Raw genomic sequence first — 16,761 nt, 5'->3', positions numbered from 1 at the left:
GAGCTGACTTCGTCAGTTCCATCTACAACCTTAAAACAGTGTTTTGAGCAGCCCGCAGCTAGTTTCCTAGTTTGCTCTTTGATTTTCATTGAGTATTACTTCATTTTCTTCTGAAATAGAGTTGTCGCCCAGTCTATGCTATTGAAAATACGCCAAAACTTCTAAGGGTTTGTGAGCGATATAATCAGGTTGATAGTTTAGTAGATTTGCTTGCTCTCCAAATCCCCAAGTGACGGCCAATTTCTGAATACCTGTTTCTCGAGCTCCCAGCATATCAAACTTGGTATCTCCGATGATGATGGCTTGTTCTGGTGCTAGTTGATGTGTCTGTAAGGCTTGGTGAATGACATCTGCCTTATGGGGTGCTTCAGGGCTAGAACCATAAATACCATCAAAGAAATGATGGATTTCCAAGTTTTTGGCCATGTCTTGAGCAGTAGATGTATTCTTTGTCGTGGTGATGTAGAGTGGATAACTGCTCGATAACTCCTCAAGCAAGTCTATAATCTGAGGAAAGAGTTGAGCTTCATAGATGCCTTTTGCCTTATAGTAAGAACGATATATCTGCATGGCTTCAGAAATTTGGTCTTTGGACAGGCAGGTCGCAAAACTACTTTCGAGAGGTGGTCCCATAAAACCACGAATAGTTTTGGCATCAGGGCTAGGCACCCCCAGCTCTTTAAAGGTATAGGTAAAGGCATTGTGAATCCCGATAGAACTATCAACGAGGGTTCCATCCAAATCGAAAAAAATCGCTGTGATAGAGGTCATGGTTTCTCCTATTTGATAAGCTTATTCTCCGAAAATCTCTTTTTGGAGGCGACGACCAGTAGGGGTGGTAGCGAGTCCACCTTCAGCTGTTTCACGAAAGGCAGTTGGCATGCTTGCTCCTACTTGGTACATGGCATCGATCACTTCATCCACAGGGATTTTAGATTCGATACCTGCCAAGGCCATGTCTGCTGCGATGAAAGCAAAGCTAGCTCCCATGGCATTACGTTTGACACAGGGAACTTCGACCAAACCTGCAACAGGGTCACAGATGAGGCCTAGCATATTTTTAATGACAAAGGCAATAGCTTGACTGGCCTGATAAGGTGTTCCACCTGCAGCCAGAGTCAAGGCGGCAGCACTCATAGCAGAGGCTGAACCAACTTCAGCTTGACACCCACCCTCAGCACCTGAGATGGAGGCATTGTTTGCGATGACTAGTCCAAAGGCACCAGCAGCAAAGAGGAAATCCAATTGTTGCTCGTGGCTGAGGTCTAATTTTTCAATAGCAGCAGTGAGAACGGAAGGGAGACAACCGGCACTTCCTGCGGTAGGAGTAGCGCAGACCAAGCCCATTTTAGCATTGTGTTCATTGACTGCGATAGCATTTCGGGCAGCAGAGAGAATCGTGTAATCTGATAAAGTTTTTTCGTTTTTGATGTAGTGATCCAATTTGGCAGCATCTCCACCTGTCAGGCCACTACGAGATTTATTTTCATTGAGGCCAAGTTGGACAGAGGCTTTCATAACTTCCAGATTGCGTTCCATGAGAAGGAAGACTTCTTCACGTTCGCGACCGGTCAATTCAAACTCTGTTGTAATCATGAGTTCTGCGACATTTCCTTGAAAGTCCAGATCTGCTTGCTCGACCAATTCTTTGATAGAATAAAACATGCTTCCTCCTATTTAAAGAAATTGACATTGTGGAGATGAGGGATTTTTCGAATTTCTTCGATAGCCTCATCACAGTTGCGACTGTCAACTTCGATAATCATAATGGCTTTTTCACCAGCTTTTTCACGAGTGACATTCATCTGGGCGATATTGATACCATAGCGGGAAAGCGCCTCTGTAACAAGGGCAATCATACCTGGAATATCTTGATGAACGATGATGATAGTCGGTGTATTCATATTGAGAGAGACGGCAAAACCATTGAGTTCGGTTACCTGAATATTTCCTCCACCGATAGAAATACCAGTCACGCTGATGGTCTTGTGGGCATTTTTAACAGTAATTTTAGTGGTGTTAGGGTGAGGGGCATTGCTGTCTTTCTGAATGGTCCAGACAATCTTGATACCACGCTTGTGGGCAATTTCCAGACTATTTGGAATTTCAGGATCATCTGTATCCATTCCTAAAATACCTGCAACAAGGGCTAGGTCTGTTCCGTGACCACGATAGGTCTTGGCAAATGAGTTAAAAAGTTGGAATTCAACTTCTGTCGGAGTATCATCAAAAATGGAAGAGACAATCTTCCCAATACGAACAGCACCAGCGGTATGGCTACTAGATGGGCCAATCATAACTGGTCCGATGATATCAAAGACAGATTGAAAACGAAGTGATTTCATCAGTTTCCCCTTATAAAAATTCTTATCTCTATTATATCAAAGAATGAGGGGCTTGGCTTTAATTGTGGATGAAAACCTTTCTAATACCTCAAATAGCATAAAAATAGTATCTTTTATGACAAAAAACACCTTATTTAGGGAAATAAAAAATAATTTTGTAATATTTCTACATAAAAGTGTCAAGAAACGGTAATATTTAAAGGGTATGATAGAACTATAGAAAGAAGGAGAATTTTCGAATATGAAATCAATAACTAAAAAGATTAAAGCAACTCTTGCAGGAGTAGCTGCCTTGTTTGCAGTATTTGCTCCATCATTTGTATCTGCTCAAGAATCATCAACTTACACTGTTAAAGAAGGTGATACACTTTCAGAAATCGCTGAAACTCACAACACAACAGTTGAAAAATTGGCAGAAAACAACCACATTGATAACATTCATTTGATTTATGTTGATCAAGAGTTGGTTATCGATGGCCCTGTAGCGCCTGTTGCAACACCAGCGCCAGCTACTTATGCGGCACCAGCCGCTCAAGATGAAACTGTTTCAGCTCCAGTAGCAGAAACTCCAGTAGTAAGTGAAACAGTTGTTTCAACTGTAAGCGGATCTGAAGCAGAAGCCAAAGAATGGATCGCTCAAAAAGAATCAGGTGGTAGCTATACAGCTACAAATGGACGTTATATCGGACGTTACCAATTAACAGATTCATACCTGAACGGTGACTACTCAGCTGAAAACCAAGAACGTGTAGCAGATGCCTACGTTGCAGGACGTTACGGTTCATGGACTGCTGCTAAAAACTTCTGGCTTAACAATGGCTGGTATTAAGAACTAACGAACAAATAATATGTAAAGAGTCGAGGAAATCCCTCGGCTTTTTTATCTTTCCTTCGCTTGGTAATAGATCTCTACTTCTTTTTTGAGATGAGACAGCATAGAAGTTTCCTCGGTTAGCTCCAGAAGGGAGAACCCTTTTTGGATAAGTTTAGAATCGTCTGTACAAATCCCAATACGGACATAGCAGATAGCCAGCCTATCGTAGCTTTTCTTATTCTTGGCGTCCTCTAGTAAAGTGTAGCAGATTTGCTTACACATGTTTTTATCTTGATTGTATAGATAGAGTGTGGAAAGGTTTAATAGAATTGTCATTCGCAAGTCATATAAATGTTGATAGTTTTTATAGACTTCTAGGCGTTGCAATATTTTTCCAGTGATGAGATGGAGGTATTCAATGGGAAAACTGAAAAGAATGGTATTGAGGATTTTTAGATCACTCTCATACCATGTATCTTGTTTTTCAATTTTTTTCCAAAGTTTTTTGACAACCTGTTCTGCGTGTTTTGATAGTTCCCCTGCCCCGTGTTGACGGAGATAAATAACAACTTCAAGCATATCTCTGATTTCTTCTATAGGGAGATCGTGGTGGGTCTTGAGGTAGTCTTGGCATTTTTGAAATAAATTGACAAGATCGCTGGTCCCGATAATGGAACGCATATTGAGATAGGTTTGCATAATCTCTGTGCGTTGACTTGGTTGATAAAGTTGACAGATATATTCAAACTCTTCAAAACTCATATTGATTTGACGGAGAAGAAATTCCATATTTTCATATTTTGGGGTTGTCTTGCCACTTTCGATTTTTGATAAGCTGGTTCTTGAGAGAACACCCCCACAGACCTCTTCTTGGGTCAGCCCCTTTGACTCACGTATTTCTTTATAGACCTTTCCGAAATCATAACGCATGATTTTCTCCTTTTCGTGAAAAAAGTTAACAAACAATAAAATTTTGTTAAAAATATTGTATCATAGCAATGTAAAAAGTAAAAAAGAAAGTCGAAATAAATTTGTGAAAAAGGTTGACATAGTTTAAAAATGGAACTAAAGATAAGAGGAGGAAGAATGAGTAGTGTAGATAAGATTCGAAAAATACACCTCATCGTGTGTTGGCTGTATATATTTTTATCATTAAGGGCGCCGCTAATTAGCAGCACAGAGTATTTCTTGCTTCTTTTTTTAGCGTTTCTCTATTCGATAGTATCGCTCCCTATATATTCAGTGAAAAATAAAATAGTATCTATCTGTCTAGCCATAAATTCGATTCTGTTAATGAGTTTCCCGATTTTAATCAATAAATATTTCCCAGGAAAGGTTTCTACTTATATCGTATTAATCAGTATTTTTATCCTGGAGTTCTTAATCTTTAATATAATTGGTAAAGATTTTGATACTAGATTAGCTAGCGAGTATAGGAAAATCAGTCAGTTTAAAAGTAAGATGTCTCAATCTCCTTGGATAAAATATTTAGAGATTTCTAGTTTTATATTAACTATATTTCCATTTATTCTTCATGGTACAGTTGCTAATCGTGTACTAACTCTTATTTTTTTGATAAAAATTTGTGTAGATACTACAATAAAGATTCTATTAAATAGAATCTTTAAGACAAGTAATGTAATGAAAAGGAGGATATTTTCTCTTTTTGTACTAGATTTGATTGTCTATTTATTTTTAGGCTATGTTTTAGCAATGCAAAAAGATGGATACCTATTTTCAATTCTACTAATTTTTTCTAATTTCTCACTTCCCTTTATCAGAGAAAAAGAGTATGAGTTATTTAAAAATAAGAAGTGAGATAGATATGGTTAAATCTTACTTCTCTTTAAAATCAAATAGTGAAAGGATATCTTATCTAGGTAACTAAGTACTATAAACAAAGTTGACTATTACCTGTTAGGAAACTATCCTAACCATGCAACGTTAAAGAGGAGAAATCTTATGAAACTCGTATCACCAAATAATTATTCTGCTATTGAGTAAGAAGAGATGAGGTGTATTGATAGGGGATTATCTCTACATAAAGACGGGGGAATGTTACAGTAAACGTAGCCACTGCTTATTTTATGGGGAATTAAATATGTTTAAACTAAGTGATAGAGTCAGAGTGGTCTTTGCTATTTTAGGAGTAAGTTCCATATTGGTTAGTATGTATCTTATACCTTTTATTAAAACTGAGAATAAATTTTGGGAAATACTTTTATTTATATTAGGTGTATTGCTAATTGGAATTGCGTTACTAAATCCCCCAAAAAATTAAATTTTAGAATAGTATTAGTGAGTGGGTAATCATTTCTTGATTGGATTTTTTAATGCTATTGATGAATGGGATGGAAAAAGTGACAATAAATTAAGAACAGGATGATAGTATTATGATGGTTGTTTTAATTTCAGTGGTTGTGGCATTTCTGTATTATGTAATTACAGAGTATTTTCAGAATAGTTATATTGACTGTATACTATTTCTAACATTGCTGATTTCCCATTTGATATGGGATTACTATTTTTTGCCCATTGAAATCTTAGTGGCATTAAGTGGAGCAAATTTGCTATCAAGATTTTTCAAAAAAAAAGAGAAGTCAATAGAGTTGTTAGTGGATTGTTAAGACGAAAGGTAAAATTGGGATATTTAAAATGAAACATTTTTTTGCTGGAATTGGTGAAATTCATTTTTTGTCATTTTTAGTATATCCAATCACNNGTGATTGGATATACTAAAATAAATCTAATAAATTCTATTATTATAGCTCTTGGTATGATATTGACATTAATTTTGGTATTATCAAGAGTGTATAGAAAATATTTTTATAGAGACGATGATGACTAAAGTTGTTATCAATAAAGCAGGTTTTGCAACTTCTGCTATTAACAGATTTGCAACTTGGATGTCAATTGGTGATGCAATCACAACAATTTGGGCAAATAATGATATTCATCGCAGAGATCTAAACTTAAACGACTTATGGTGATTGTAAAATGGGTATGAAAATTGAAAAAATTTTTGTTATTGTATTTTTGGCATTTCTACTAATTTCCTCTGTAACTTTTTTAGCATATGATCATGTTGATGAGGAACTAAAGAAATTAATCATTATGATTAATTTAATATTTTTGATTTTAACCATAGCAATGATAGTTTATCCAAAATTAAGAAAATGATAAGGACACTGTAAAATTATGATACGTAAACTAATTGTTTTCTTACTAATGCTCCCTCTTTTTGTCTTGTGGCTAGAGTTGCATGTCCTAGTGAATAACTTACTATTGAATCTAGAATCTCCCCTTGATTTTGTGATTAGTATGAGTCTTGCTTTCTGTAGTTTGATTTTATCAAAAATAGTTTTAGACATACTATACGCATTGAAAGATTTATACAAGAAAGAAGGTCTTATTAAGATTTTTCCCTTTATTTTTATAAGAAGGAAAAAAGTGAATGTGAGATTCTCGCCCTATTTTTCATTCCATCGTAAAAGTTTGTCGCCTGATGATTTAAGATCTAGGATTATATGGAGTTTTATTCTTGAAATTGCTATTATCCTAGTATTTATTTTAAAAATTCCTTTTGCAATCATCATGCTTACTACAATATTTTTCTGGACTATAATGGATATCAATCATCTCGTTTTTAATAAGACGGAATTTCTTTTTAATCAAAATAAATGGGAAAAAGAAGATTCGTTTGAAAGCGATTTGACGAAAACGTTAAAGGATAAGATACAAAAATCAGAGCTAAGTTATTCTGACTTAATGTCTCTTCAGCTGTATGATGCGATTAACCAATCTACCTTTTTAACGGATAGCGAGATCTTTGAGGATATTTTGAAAAAAATCGAAGATTCTCAGAACACCCTTCTGTGTACAGGTCTTGCCGAGTTACTGCTGTATGAGATTTCTATTAGTAACAATAATAACTGGCAAGAAAAGATTGATAAAATTAGAATACGGCTCATCAGAATCAATCAACTAGATTTTTTCTATTATACAAGTTGGTTAAGAAATAATTTTAATTTCTGTATGAATAGAGAGTATGATAAGATAAAATCACGAAGGATATTGATTAGTAATAAGAAGATAATCTAGATTCATACTGTTCGTACAACAAATGAAATAATTTCAACTAATTAGGTTTGCAAATCTGTTCATCTATAGAATATGATTAGGCAAAAAAGTATCTTATCTAGGTAACTAAGTGCTATAAACAAAGTCGATGCTCACTTGTTAGGAAACTATCCTAACCATGCTTAATAAAAAAGGAGAAAACAAATGGAACTCGTATTGCCAAATAATTATGTTGATCTTGAACAAGAAGAGATGATGTATCTTGATGGCGGAGAACCAATGTCAATTTCGGCCATTGTTGCCTTGGCTATCACAATTGGTGGCGCATCGTATAGCACAGGATATGTGTTAGGAGAAAGAGTCTACTATTCAGGATATAAAAACTCTGATTATCAAAAAAATAAGTGGGGTATTAGGGGAGCAATGCTGGTTGCATTTGGAGCAATAGGTGCAATAGTTATGCTCGGTTTTGAAAATAGATACTATGCTTTGGTTACTGGTAGAGGATAAAATGTTAAGAGTAATAGTAGTTATTCAATCTTTAGTAATAATACTGCTTGCTGTTGCTTTATTATTATCTCGGAAAAACTTTGATTCGTTAAATGTTGTTCTTATAATGATGATCGTATCACAATTGTTGTTATTAGTATATTTGATAAAATCAGGGAATCAGTGATTAGCTGTTATTTGAATTAAGTAAACTGTTAAGCTTCAAGCAGTAACTGGTTTTAAATATTTAAAATAAGATAAAGGAAGGAAGTCTAATTTAGGTAACTAAACAAAGCCTGCGATCACTTGTTAGGAAACTATCCTAACAAGTGATTAATAAAAAAGAGAATTTTGATGGAACTCGTATTACCAAACAACTATGTTACTATTGATGAAGAAGAGATGATGTATCTTGATGGTGAAGGGTGGCTTGCCTTGCTTTGTGGAGGTGTAGGTGGTGTCGCAAGCGGAATAGCAGGAGCTATAACTGGAGCGGCAGCTGGTGCAGCACTAGGGACAATAACCTTACCAGTTATTGGTACAGTTAGCTATGCATTCATTTTAGCTACTTGTGGTGCAGCAACAGGTTATATGTCAGGCTATATTACCGGCTATAATTTCGGTAGGATATTGGAAAGTAATTTAGGCTGGGACTAGTTATGAAAGATAAAAAAGTACAACTATTTGCGACTATAGTATTTATTATGAATCTATTATTAGCTATCGTGAGTTTATTTGATACTAGTATTTTTAAGCATGTTTTCCTTATAGTGAGCTATCTGGTAATCATGTTTGCCTTTCTTATCTATATTGTTGCTAAATACATTCAATCACGGAATAATGGAAGGTAAGTATAGGATATTTTATGTGCCTATTCAATCATGGGCATCTTTATCGATTACCATTTCATTTTCGGCTTAGAAAAGAAAGGACAAGGTTAAAACAATTTCTTCAATAAAGGAGTCAAGATTGGCTCCTTTCCTTGTCTTCTCTAACCAAGCATGTTATAATGAATACTGCTCAAGCGACCTTCAATCGTTAAAGCACACACGACCTTCAATCGTGAACTAGTCATTTCGTTTATCTTTTATTACGTCGTTAACTCGAAATGAGATGCAAGCTTAGCTTGTCTGATTTATAACCTCAATCAGTCTCCCAGACTGATTGAGCGAACTCAAGTTATGCCTGCGACTCGTTGCCTAGTCCTAAAAGCAAACGAAAAGACTATACTCGAAGAAATTCTATTGAAAGTCATAGTAAATAGAATTTTGAGGGGTATAAATAAACGAATAGATGGGAGACTTACCATGAGTGATAACTCTAAAACACGTGTTGTCGTGGGGATGAGTGGTGGTGTTGATTCGTCGGTGACGGCTCTTTTGCTCAAGGAGCAGGGCTACGATGTGATCGGTATTTTCATGAAGAACTGGGATGACACAGATGAAAACGGGGTCTGTACGGCGACCGAAGATTACAAGGATGTGGCTGCGGTGGCAGACCAGATCGGTATTCCCTATTACTCTGTCAATTTTGAAAAAGAGTACTGGGACCGCGTTTTTGAGTATTTCTTAGCGGAATACCGTGCAGGACGCACGCCAAATCCAGATGTTATGTGCAACAAGGAAATCAAGTTCAAGGCCTTTTTGGACTATGCCATGACCTTGGGGGCAGACTATGTAGCTACTGGGCATTATGCCCGTGTAGCGCGTGATGAGGATGGCATTGTTCACATGCTTCGTGGCGTGGACAATGGCAAGGATCAGACCTATTTCCTCAGCCAGCTTTCGCAAGAACAACTTCAAAAAACCATGTTTCCACTAGGACATTTGGAAAAGCCTGAAGTTCGCAGACTAGCAGAAGAAGCAGGACTTGCGACTGCTAAGAAGAAAGATTCGACAGGGATTTGTTTTATCGGAGAAAAGAATTTTAAAAATTTCCTCAGCAACTACCTACCAGCTCAGCCTGGTCGCATGATGACTGTGGATGGTCGCGATATGGGCGAGCATGCAGGTCTTATGTACTATACGATTGGTCAGCGTGGTGGTCTCGGTATCGGTGGGCAACACGGCGGTGACAATGCACCTTGGTTCGTTGTCGGAAAAGACCTAAGCAAGAATATCCTCTATGTCGGCCAAGGATTCTACCATGATTCACTCATGTCAACCAGCCTAGAGGCTAGTCAAGTCCACTTTACTCGTGACATGCCCGAGGAATTTACGCTAGAATGTACGGCTAAATTCCGCTACCGTCAGCCTGATTCTAAGGTGACAGTACATGTCAAAGGAGACAAGGCAGAGGTCATCTTTGCAGAACCGCAACGCGCGATTACACCAGGTCAGGCAGTTGTCTTTTACGATGGCGAAGAATGTCTAGGTGGTGGTTTGATTGACAATGCTTACCGAGATGGACAAGTTTGTCAGTACATTTAGATTGACAAATTTTCTCAATTTGCTACAATAATAAAAGCAATAGAAATGATGGTCAAAGCTCATGGATGTTGCAGGCTTTTTTGTCCTGCACCTCTTTGGAGTTTTGACTGTTTTTGTGTCGTTTAAGGGAAAGGATAGAAATGACTCAACAAGACTTTCGGACAAAAGTAGGCAATACGGTTTTTGGTGTTCGGGCGACAGCTTTGATTGTCCAAAATCGTAAGCTTCTAGTCACCAAAGATAAGGGCAAGTATTACACAATTGGTGGTGCTATCCAAGTCAATGAAAGAACGGAAGACGCGGTAGTCCGCGAAGTGAGGGAAGAACTGAGTGTTAAAGCTCAAGCTGGGCAGCTAGCTTTTGTGGTTGAAAATCATTTTGAACAGGACGGTGTTTCCTATTACAATATCGAGTTTCATTATCTGGTGGACTTGCTTGAAGATGCTCCATTGACCATGCAGGAAGACGAAAAAACGCAGCCTTGTGAGTGGATTGACATAGACAAGATTAAGGGTATCAATCTAGTTCCAGCCTTTCTAAAAACAGCCCTGCCAGATTGGGACGGCCAACTAAGACACATTCATCTTGAGAAATAGGAGAGAAATATGACATATAATTTTACTGAAGAATACGATATTATTGTAATTGGTGCGGGACACGCTGGGGTTGAGGCTTCCTTGGCTGCTAGCCGTATGGGATGCAAGGTCTTGCTTGCGACCATTAACATTGAAATGCTGGCTTTCATGCCTTGTAATCCCTCTATCGGTGGTTCTGCCAAGGGAATTGTCGTGCGTGAAGTTGATGCCCTCGGTGGCGAGATGGCCAAGACCATTGACAAGACTTACATCCAGATGAAGATGCTCAACACTGGGAAAGGTCCTGCCGTTCGTGCCCTTCGTGCGCAGGCTGACAAGGAGCTTTACTCTAAGGAGATGCGCAAGACAGTTGAAAATCAAGAAAATCTGACCCTTCGTCAGACCATGATTGATGAGATTTTGGTGGAAGATGGCAAGGTTGTCGGTGTGCGTACAGCGACTCATCAAGAGTATGCTGCCAAGGCTGTTATCGTGACGACAGGAACAGCCCTCCGTGGGGAAATTATCATCGGAGACCTCAAGTACTCATCAGGTCCTAACCACAGCTTGGCTTCTATTAACCTTGCTGACAATCTTAAGGAATTAGGACTCGAAATTGGTCGTTTCAAGACAGGAACACCTCCACGTGTCAAGGCTTCTTCTATCAACTACGATGTGACCGAGATTCAGCCAGGGGACGAAGCGCCTAATCACTTCTCATACACTTCACGTGATGAGGACTATGTCAAGGATCAAGTGCCATGCTGGTTGACCTACACCAATGGTACCAGTCATGAGATTATCCAAAACAACCTCCACCGTGCGCCTATGTTTACAGGTGTGGTCAAGGGAGTGGGACCTCGTTACTGTCCGTCGATTGAAGACAAGATTGTGCGCTTTGCAGACAAGGAACGCCACCAACTTTTCCTAGAGCCAGAAGGGCGCAATACAGAGGAAGTCTATGTCCAAGGCCTCTCAACCAGTCTACCTGAGGATGTCCAGCGTGAGCTGGTTCATTCTATCAAAGGTTTGGAAAATGCAGAGATGATGCGAACAGGTTATGCCATCGAGTACGATATGGTCTTGCCACACCAGTTGCGTGCGACTCTGGAAACCAAGAAAATCTCCGGACTTTTCACTGCTGGTCAGACTAATGGAACGTCAGGTTATGAAGAGGCAGCAGGCCAAGGGATTATCGCTGGGATCAATGCGGCTCTGAAAATCCAAGGTAAACCTGAGTTGATTTTGAAGCGCAGTGACGGTTATATCGGGGTGATGATTGATGACTTGGTGACCAAGGGAACGATTGAGCCTTATCGCCTTTTGACCAGTCGTGCTGAATACCGCCTCATTCTCCGCCATGACAATGCTGATATGCGTTTGACTGAGATGGGCCGTGAGATTGGTCTTGTGGATGATGAACGCTGGACTCGCTTTGAAATCAAGAAAAATCAATTTGAAAATGAGATGAAACGCCTAGACAGCATCAAACTCAAGCCAGTCAAGGAAACCAATGCCAAGGTTGAGGAGATGGGCTTCAAGCCGTTGACAGATGCAGTGACAGCCAAGGAGTTCCTTCGCCGTCCAGAAGTTTCTTACCAAGATGTGGTGGCCTTCATCGGACCAGCTGCAGAGGACTTGGATGACAAGATTATCGAATTGATTGAAACAGAAATCAAGTACGAAGGCTATATTTCCAAAGCCATGGACCAGGTTGCTAAGATGAAACGTATGGAAGAAAAACGCATTCCAGCCAATATTGATTGGGATGACATTGATTCTATCGCAACCGAAGCTCGTCAGAAGTTCAAACTCATCAATCCAGAAACCATCGGCCAAGCCAGCCGTATTTCGGGAGTAAACCCAGCAGATATTTCTATTTTGATGGTGTATCTGGAAGGTAAAAATCGTAGTATTTCTAAAACTCTTCAAAAATCAAAATGATACGTCGTCGGCTTCTTACGAATGAGTTCAAAGCTTGGCTTTGATTCATCTCCAACCTCCCATAGTTCCCCGAACTATGGGAGCTAACTCAAGTTATGCATTTTCCTAGCCTTCTGGTCTGATTTTCATTGAGTTTTAATCTCAAAAGAAAGCATAGAGAAAAACAGCTCCGAAGACGGGGCTGTTTTGTTGACTTGTACTCAATGAAAATCAAAGNNCGAAGTCAGTAACCATATATACGGCAAGGCGAAGCTGACGTGGTTTGAAGAGATTTTCGAAGAGTATTATTCTTCATCTGGTGTGAGGATCATCGGGATGATAATCGGTTCACGTTCGGTATTTTCATAGAGGAAGGGGCGAATAGCGTTGACAATGGCACCATTGACAGATTGCACGCTAGCATCCTTGTTTTTCAGTGCGATACGAATGGCATTGAAGAGGATACGCTGGCTTTGGCGAATCAGGTCGCCAGACTCTCTCATGTAGACAAAGCCTCGGCTGAGGATGTCTGGACCAGATAGAATCATCTGCGACTTGAAGTCAACAGTTGCGACTGCTAAAACGACACCGTCTTCAGATAGATCACGACGGTCTTTGAGGACAGCTGCGCCGATTTCACCGATACGATTTCCATCGACATAGATGTCTTGGGCGTTGAAATGACCTGCAATACGAGCTGAGTCAGCAGTAAGGGCAAGCACATCACCATTACTCATGATAAAGATATTGTCCTTCTCAACACCAGTATCCACTGCTAGTCCAGCATGGACTTTTTGCATGCGGTATTCACCGTGGACAGGCATGAAGTATTTTGGCTTAATCAAGCGGAGCATGAGTTTTTGCTCTTGCTGGCCACCGTGTCCAGATGTATGGATATTGTTCACTTTACCGTGGATAACTTCGACACCAGCTTCAGAAATGATGTTAATCAGCTTGTTGACGCTAGTCGTATTTCCAGGGATTGGGCTTGAAGAGAAGATAACGGTATCACCGGGTTGGAGTTGTACCTGACGGTGGGTTCCGTTGGCGATACGAGAGAGGGCTGCCATAGGCTCGCCCTGACTACCTGTACAGAGGATCAGAACCTCGCCAGCAGGGTAGTCTTTGATTTCATTTGGCTCGATAAAGGTTCCCTTAGGAGCTTTGATGTAGCCAAGGTCGATTCCGTTGACAATGGCCTTTTCCATAGAACGACCAAAGACCGCAATCTTACGTCCAGTCTTAACAGCAGCTTCAGTTGCTTGCTGGAGACGGAAGATATTTGAGGCAAAGGATGCAAAGATGATACGTCCTTCAATGCCTTGGATAATCTTCATGATGGACTGACCAACGACTTTTTCAGAGTTGGTAAAGGTTGGCACTTCTGCATTTGTTGAGTCAGACAGAAGACAAAGCACGCCTTCTTCACCAAGGGCAGCCATACGATGCAAGTCTGCAGGTTCTCCAACTGGAGTAAAGTCGAACTTGAAGTCGCCCGTACAGATGATTTTTCCTTGCGGAGTATGAATGACAATTCCCAAAGGCTCTGGAATAGAGTGAGTCGTTCTAAAGAAAGTTGCCTTGAGATTTTTAAAGGTCAACTCAGTGTTGTGGTTTATTTCGTAAAGTTTGGCGTTGCGCAAGAGGCCGTGTTCTTCGAGTTTCCCACGGATCAAAGCCAAGGCAAGTGGTCCAGCATAGATAGGGACATTTGCTTGCTTGAGCAGGAACGGAATCCCACCAATGTGGTCCTCGTGTCCGTGTGTGATTAAAACAGCCTTGACGCGGTCGATATTGTCCACGATGTATGAGTAGTCAGGAATGACATAGTCGATACCCAGCAAGTCATCTTCTGGGAATTTAATCCCAGCATCGACGATGATAATCTCATCTTGGTATTCAATTCCGTATGTATTTTTCCCGATTTCTCCCAGACCACCGATGGCAAAAACGCCGACTTCTTCAGGTTTAAGAGTGTAGGCCATATTAGAACTCCGTAATTTCGAAGGCGCCAGTTTCTTTTTCGTAATCTAGCAATTTGTCAGACAAGAGTTCGATATACTCGATATTGTACTCTGGGCGATTTTCTTCGACAAGTTGGCGAGCAGCGATACGGCCCTCAAGTTCTGAGTTGGCATCGATGTCTAGGTATAGTGCGCGTGTTGTTTCACGACGTGGGCTACGTTCTTTTGTTTCTTGATAAAAAACTTTGTAAATCATATAGTTCCTTTCTATTTTACAGGTCAGCTTATTCCAAACTTTTAGCATAGATTTGCTTGATTTCATTCCATTTTGTGTCTAGATTGACCTTGATTCGTTACAATTATTTCAATTATACCACAAAATGAAAAATTAGTAAAAGACGGAAACGAGAAAGTCATGGGACGATTTCTTTGGTAAACGCTTGCAATATCAAAAAGTATATGCTATAATAATAGAAAGAAATAGTATAAGCTGGAAAGGAAATAATTCGGAAACTATATTGTTTAGTGCTATTGATATTATGTTTAACTTTATAGATACTTCTGAATTGGATAAAGTTACCGAATTGAATGAACATGCTTTCCCTGTAGTTAGATTAGATAAAGCAGAGGAGCTTGGTTTAGATAATGAAGCTTTGGAGGTAGGCGTGTTTTAAACGAAATCGTAACGGATATAGAGACTAACGGAGAGTCAACTGATTTGGCTAGAATGGATCGCTCTCTTTTTCCTATAGGCTCTTATGGTAATTATTGTGGTTATGGGAAATAATGGATATTCTATTCCAGCTATTGATGATTTAGATATGGCTTGTTTCTATCATGATAAGTGTTTTAAGGGATTTTTAGCAGATAATAGAAGTTGCAATGCCGCATTCCTAATAAGATTATCTCCTATTGTAGCAAATAATGCTTGGAATACAACTAAAGGAGCATATGCAAGAGCAGCTGTGGTTCTATTTTCTAGATTCGTATAAGACCAAGTTTTTGTAAAATATGAGTTGTTACGTAAAAGTGTTGATATGAGTATTGGTGTCTATGAACAGAATCTTATCTTATAAGTTTTAACTTATCTTTTAAGGTTTCTGTTTATAGGCGCTTGTAGATGTGTTTATGTCTTTAAAAAATATATTTGCGATATTAAAAATGGATACTTATGCAATATTTCACTTTACTTATTAAGATAAATTTAAACTAAGGAGGTTGCTCTATGTATAACTTATTTGCTTTTGCTATCGGAGCTCGCTTGGTAGCTTTTATTGTTTTTGTTGCTTGCGTTTATGCGGGTAATCTTCTATTTACCAAACTGGAACGACGACAAACCAAGTTCTTGTGGAAAATTACCTTTGTGACTCTCTACTCGCTTTTTCTTCTCCTCGTAACCTATGTCGTTTGGTTTGTATTTTACTTTGGATTAAATGCTTAGATGCCCTGCTCATGCTGGGGCGTTTTTGTTTGGTGGCAAAAGATAGTAAATTTATGACACGAAAATTCCACCCCATCTATCAAGATGAGGTGGTCTTTGCATTTTTCTAAAATGACATGACAATGGAATTTTCAGAGCTTATTATTTTTATGGGAGTCATTGTTCTGCTCAAAAATAGAGTTGAAGCATAAAAATAAAACAATACAAACAGATAGATCAATTGGTAAAGGGATAGTAGTCATGTTTAAATCATTGAGAATGCTGAGCAAACTGTAAGAGATGAAGACAATAAAATTTATCCTTCTAAAAATGTGTTTCTTATCTAGCATGACTTACCAAACTTTTTATGAAGGTCTTTTCCAATGGTATAAGCTGCCATAAATAAAGCGATACCAACACCTACACCAAAGCCACCCTTTATTTCTTGCAATTCCTTAGTAGAAATTTCACAATAGTTGTTCAAATCTTTCATCATATTAATCTCCTCCTAAAAAATAACCAGCTGCCAAACCAGAACCTATAAGTGCTGTTCCACCTGCAATAGCTTTCCAAGATACTGCTACTCCAAAGATAACCAAGGGAGCGAGACCGCCATCAATATCTGATAATTCATTTTCAGATAAGGATAAAAATTGATTGTCAAGAATGTCAAAATTTGTCATTGAACTTTCCTCCTTTTTTCTTATTCACTTTTATATTCG

General features: G+C 38.9%; 22 protein-coding genes and 2 pseudogenes. 16 read left to right on the top strand and 8 right to left on the bottom strand.

What is annotated here, in order from left to right:
- Positions 1-138 precede the first annotated feature (138 nt).
- From HT736_RS04555 to sdaAB, 3 genes are read right to left on the bottom strand one after another with little or no spacing between them, the layout of a single operon-like run.
- Complete coding sequence (locus tag HT736_RS04555; RefSeq protein WP_050261216.1) at positions 139-771, bottom strand: HAD family hydrolase; 633 nt, start codon at positions 769-771, stop codon at positions 139-141.
- A gap of 21 nt (positions 772-792) precedes the next feature.
- Positions 793-1,665, bottom strand: a complete 873-nt coding sequence (sdaAA, locus tag HT736_RS04550; RefSeq protein WP_000500040.1) for an L-serine ammonia-lyase, iron-sulfur-dependent, subunit alpha — start codon at positions 1,663-1,665, stop codon at positions 793-795.
- Between the two features lie 8 nt (positions 1,666-1,673).
- The gene (gene sdaAB / locus HT736_RS04545) at positions 1,674-2,345 is read right to left on the bottom strand and encodes an L-serine ammonia-lyase, iron-sulfur-dependent subunit beta (protein WP_000838912.1); all 672 of its coding nucleotides are present in this window, start codon (positions 2,343-2,345) and stop codon (positions 1,674-1,676) included.
- 241 nt (positions 2,346-2,586) lie between these two features.
- On the opposite strand from sdaAB, the gene HT736_RS04540 reads away from it, so the two are divergent.
- Positions 2,587-3,174, top strand: coding sequence for a LysM peptidoglycan-binding domain-containing protein (locus tag HT736_RS04540; RefSeq protein ID WP_000836442.1), 588 nt, complete (start codon positions 2,587-2,589; stop codon positions 3,172-3,174).
- 51 nt (positions 3,175-3,225) lie between these two features.
- Here HT736_RS04540 and HT736_RS04535 read toward each other — a convergent pair whose 3' ends face one another.
- Positions 3,226-4,089, bottom strand: a complete 864-nt coding sequence (locus HT736_RS04535; RefSeq protein WP_001268172.1) for a helix-turn-helix transcriptional regulator — start codon at positions 4,087-4,089, stop codon at positions 3,226-3,228.
- Between the two features lie 156 nt (positions 4,090-4,245).
- Between HT736_RS04535 and HT736_RS04530 the strand changes: the two genes are divergently transcribed.
- The 12 genes and pseudogenes from HT736_RS04530 (at position 4,246) to mnmG (ending at position 12,676) form a co-directional block, all read left to right on the top strand.
- Positions 4,246-4,977, top strand: coding sequence for a hypothetical protein (locus HT736_RS04530; RefSeq protein WP_138703221.1), 732 nt, complete (start codon positions 4,246-4,248; stop codon positions 4,975-4,977).
- A 283-nt stretch (positions 4,978-5,260) separates the two neighbouring features.
- Entirely contained in the window at positions 5,261-5,440 is a 180-nt protein-coding gene (locus HT736_RS12070; protein ID WP_138703222.1) for a hypothetical protein, read from the top strand.
- A gap of 112 nt (positions 5,441-5,552) precedes the next feature.
- A complete protein-coding gene (locus HT736_RS11680; RefSeq protein ID WP_138705646.1) occupies positions 5,553-5,786 on the top strand; it encodes a hypothetical protein in 234 nt (77 codons plus the stop codon).
- 28 nt (positions 5,787-5,814) lie between these two features.
- Positions 5,815-6,007: pseudogene (locus HT736_RS11675) on the top strand (hypothetical protein).
- Positions 6,000-6,149: a hypothetical protein gene (locus HT736_RS04525; protein ID WP_172930788.1), complete on the top strand. Its 150-nt coding sequence runs from the start codon at positions 6,000-6,002 to the stop codon at positions 6,147-6,149. The pseudogene HT736_RS11675 and the gene HT736_RS04525 overlap by 8 nt, the downstream one beginning before the upstream one ends.
- Positions 6,150-6,156: 7 nt before the next feature.
- On the top strand, positions 6,157-6,339 hold the full coding sequence (locus HT736_RS11670) for a hypothetical protein (RefSeq protein ID WP_138705648.1): 183 nt from the start codon (positions 6,157-6,159) through the stop codon (positions 6,337-6,339).
- Between the two features lie 18 nt (positions 6,340-6,357).
- On the top strand, positions 6,358-7,260 hold the full coding sequence (locus HT736_RS04520) for a hypothetical protein (RefSeq protein ID WP_166728080.1): 903 nt from the start codon (positions 6,358-6,360) through the stop codon (positions 7,258-7,260).
- A gap of 183 nt (positions 7,261-7,443) precedes the next feature.
- The gene (locus HT736_RS04515; RefSeq protein WP_000424423.1) at positions 7,444-7,749 is read left to right on the top strand and encodes an SPAR17_0115 family bacteriocin-like peptide; all 306 of its coding nucleotides are present in this window, start codon (positions 7,444-7,446) and stop codon (positions 7,747-7,749) included.
- 333 nt (positions 7,750-8,082) lie between these two features.
- Positions 8,083-8,385: a hypothetical protein gene (locus tag HT736_RS04510; protein ID WP_023941044.1), complete on the top strand. Its 303-nt coding sequence runs from the start codon at positions 8,083-8,085 to the stop codon at positions 8,383-8,385.
- Between the two features lie 650 nt (positions 8,386-9,035).
- Positions 9,036-10,157 (top strand): tRNA 2-thiouridine(34) synthase MnmA, encoded by a 1,122-nt coding sequence (mnmA, locus tag HT736_RS04505; protein ID WP_001282944.1) that lies wholly within the window; start codon positions 9,036-9,038, stop codon positions 10,155-10,157.
- Positions 10,158-10,297: 140 nt separating this feature from the next.
- Entirely contained in the window at positions 10,298-10,753 is a 456-nt protein-coding gene (locus tag HT736_RS04500; protein ID WP_172930787.1) for an NUDIX hydrolase, read from the top strand.
- Between the two features lie 9 nt (positions 10,754-10,762).
- Positions 10,763-12,676, top strand: a complete 1,914-nt coding sequence (gene mnmG / locus HT736_RS04495; protein WP_023935520.1) for a tRNA uridine-5-carboxymethylaminomethyl(34) synthesis enzyme MnmG — start codon at positions 10,763-10,765, stop codon at positions 12,674-12,676.
- A 284-nt stretch (positions 12,677-12,960) separates the two neighbouring features.
- On the opposite strand, the gene HT736_RS04490 is transcribed toward mnmG, so the two are convergent.
- Together HT736_RS04490 and HT736_RS04485 are read right to left on the bottom strand one after the other, a co-directional pair.
- Positions 12,961-14,640 (bottom strand): ribonuclease J, encoded by a 1,680-nt coding sequence (locus HT736_RS04490; RefSeq protein ID WP_000331962.1) that lies wholly within the window; start codon positions 14,638-14,640, stop codon positions 12,961-12,963.
- Between the two features lies 1 nt (position 14,641).
- Complete coding sequence (locus HT736_RS04485; protein WP_000639571.1) at positions 14,642-14,875, bottom strand: DNA-dependent RNA polymerase subunit epsilon; 234 nt, start codon at positions 14,873-14,875, stop codon at positions 14,642-14,644.
- A gap of 184 nt (positions 14,876-15,059) precedes the next feature.
- Here HT736_RS04485 and HT736_RS04480 point away from each other — a divergent pair, with 184 nt between their 5' ends.
- The 3 genes and pseudogenes from HT736_RS04480 to HT736_RS04470 all read left to right on the top strand — a co-directional run bounded on the left by HT736_RS04480 (position 15,060) and on the right by HT736_RS04470 (position 16,060).
- Positions 15,060-15,293, top strand: a complete 234-nt coding sequence (locus tag HT736_RS04480) for a hypothetical protein (protein WP_001200005.1) — start codon at positions 15,060-15,062, stop codon at positions 15,291-15,293.
- Positions 15,294-15,376: 83 nt separating this feature from the next.
- A pseudogene (locus HT736_RS12065) lies at positions 15,377-15,470 on the top strand (phospholipase); the annotation flags it as partial.
- A 374-nt stretch (positions 15,471-15,844) separates the two neighbouring features.
- Positions 15,845-16,060 (top strand): hypothetical protein, encoded by a 216-nt coding sequence (locus tag HT736_RS04470; protein WP_000282480.1) that lies wholly within the window; start codon positions 15,845-15,847, stop codon positions 16,058-16,060.
- A 322-nt stretch (positions 16,061-16,382) separates the two neighbouring features.
- Here HT736_RS04470 and cibB read toward each other — a convergent pair whose 3' ends face one another.
- Both cibB and cibA read right to left on the bottom strand, forming a co-directional pair.
- Positions 16,383-16,535, bottom strand: coding sequence for a fratricide two-peptide bacteriocin subunit CibB (cibB, locus tag HT736_RS04465; RefSeq protein WP_172930786.1), 153 nt, complete (start codon positions 16,533-16,535; stop codon positions 16,383-16,385).
- Position 16,536: 1 nt separating this feature from the next.
- Positions 16,537-16,722 (bottom strand): fratricide two-peptide bacteriocin subunit CibA, encoded by a 186-nt coding sequence (gene cibA, locus HT736_RS04460; RefSeq protein ID WP_000180803.1) that lies wholly within the window; start codon positions 16,720-16,722, stop codon positions 16,537-16,539.
- Positions 16,723-16,761 lie beyond the last annotated feature (39 nt).

This window comes from Streptococcus sp. 339 (genome assembly GCF_013277285.1).
Classification (GTDB): domain Bacteria; phylum Bacillota; class Bacilli; order Lactobacillales; family Streptococcaceae; genus Streptococcus; species Streptococcus pseudopneumoniae.
The sequence above is the reverse complement of the archived record's forward strand: the minus strand, read 5'-3'. Positions and strand labels throughout refer to the sequence as shown.